Source organism: Paraburkholderia sp. BL25I1N1, assembly GCF_003002025.1.
In the GTDB taxonomy this organism is placed as follows: Bacteria; Pseudomonadota; Gammaproteobacteria; order Burkholderiales; family Burkholderiaceae; genus Paraburkholderia.
In genome coordinates, this window is the sequence record NZ_PVZB01000073.1 from 1 (window position 1) to 1,538 (window position 1,538).

Annotated in this window: 1 protein-coding gene; it reads left to right on the forward strand. The window is 59.8% G+C overall.

The genetic code is table 11. The annotated features are described in order from the left end of the window. Positions 1-153 precede the first annotated feature (153 nt). Entirely contained in the window at positions 154-1,476 is a 1,323-nt protein-coding gene (locus B0G73_RS39895; protein ID WP_106286494.1) for an IS5 family transposase, read from the forward strand. Positions 1,477-1,538 lie beyond the last annotated feature (62 nt).

Consider the following 1,538-nt stretch of genomic DNA (forward strand, 5'->3'; position numbering starts at 1 on the left):
GAAGCCACAGGTGTAGACGTCACGCCACTTAGTCGAGCCTGAAGAATTCGGATAGCCACGTACGTCGGAGCTTTAAGGTCGAAATGGTGTTGCGAGATTTGCAGGAACCTGGCAGATTTATGCGTGAATCCTGCGTTTTTCGACGAGGTGCAGATGGGTCCGAAGACGCCTGTGACGGAAGGAGATTTCTTCCGGCAACCGCTGCGCGAACAGATCAACCTGAAGCATCCGTTGATCTGTTTGGCCGGGCTGATCAACTGGGAACGATTGGGCGCGTCGATGAGCGAGAGCTTCGTATCACGCAAGGGTCGACCAGCGACGTCGCCACGCCTGATTGCGGGGCTGCTGTATTTGCAGCATGCGTTCGATCTGTCCGACGAAGAGGTTGTCTGGCAATGGGTGGAGAACCCGTACTGGCAGGTCTTCACGGGCGACACGTACCTGCAGACCGAACCGCCGATCGATCCGTCGAGCCTGACGCGCTGGACGAAGCGCCTGGGCGAAACCGGCATTGAAGAGTTGCTGGCCGAGACGATCGAAGCAGCAAAGCGTGCTGGTGTTATCAAAGCTTCGAGCGTGAAGCGTGTGATTGTCGATGCGACAGTCACGCAGAAGGCGATCGCCCATCCAATCGATTCGCGATTGCTTGAGCGGTGTCGCGAACATCTGGTGAAGGCAGCGGCAAGGCACGGCCTGAAGCTGCGGCAGAACTACAACCGCGAGGCGCCGCGTCTGGGGCTGCAGATTGGCCGCTACGCTCACGCGAAGCAGTACAAACGCATGAGGAAAGCGTTGCGCACGTTACGCTCGCGCGTTGGACGGGTGATGCGTGATGTGGAGCGACAGGTCGCCCAGGTGGCAGACTCAGGCCGCGCGGCGCTGCTGGAACTGATCGGCCGCACGAAGCGCATCCTGGCGCAGAAGCCGAAGGACAAGAACAAGCTGTACGCGCTGCATGCGCCGGAAGTTGAGTGTCTGGCCAAGGGCAAAGCCCGCACACCATACGAATTCGGCGTGAAGGTGTCGATCACGACGACCCACAAGGAAGGACTGGTCGTTGGCATGCGCTCGATGCCGGGCAATCCGTACGACGGTCATACTCTGGCGGAAGCGCTGGAACAGGCGGCAATCCTGTGCGACGCCACGCCGCAAGTCGCCATCGTCGGCCGTGGATACAAGGGTGTCGCGGTCGATGGCGTAAAGATCTATCATCCAAGCTTGCGACGGGGCATCACACGCGGACTACGCGCGATGACCAGGCGGCGAAGTGCAATCGAGCCAGCCATCGGCCACATGAAGACAGACGGGAGACTCGACCGGAACTGGCTCAAAGGCGCGCTCGGCGATGCGATGCATGCGGTGTTGTGCGGCGCCGGTCACAATCTCAGGATGATCCTCAGGAAGCTGCGGCTTCTTTGTGCCTTCATTCTCGCTGTTTTGCTCGACCGCCGGGTTGCCGCCGACAAAATAATGTGACGCCGGCGGCACAAAAAGCGAATTGTTCAGGGGCAACCACTTAGCGAAACAGCCTAGCGCAG

Bases quoted from the DNA above. Each gene is read 5' to 3' on its own strand.
- B0G73_RS39895 (WP_106286494.1), top strand. From the start codon at position 154: ATGGGTCCGAAGACGCCTGTGACGGAAGGAGATTTCTTCCGGCAACCG.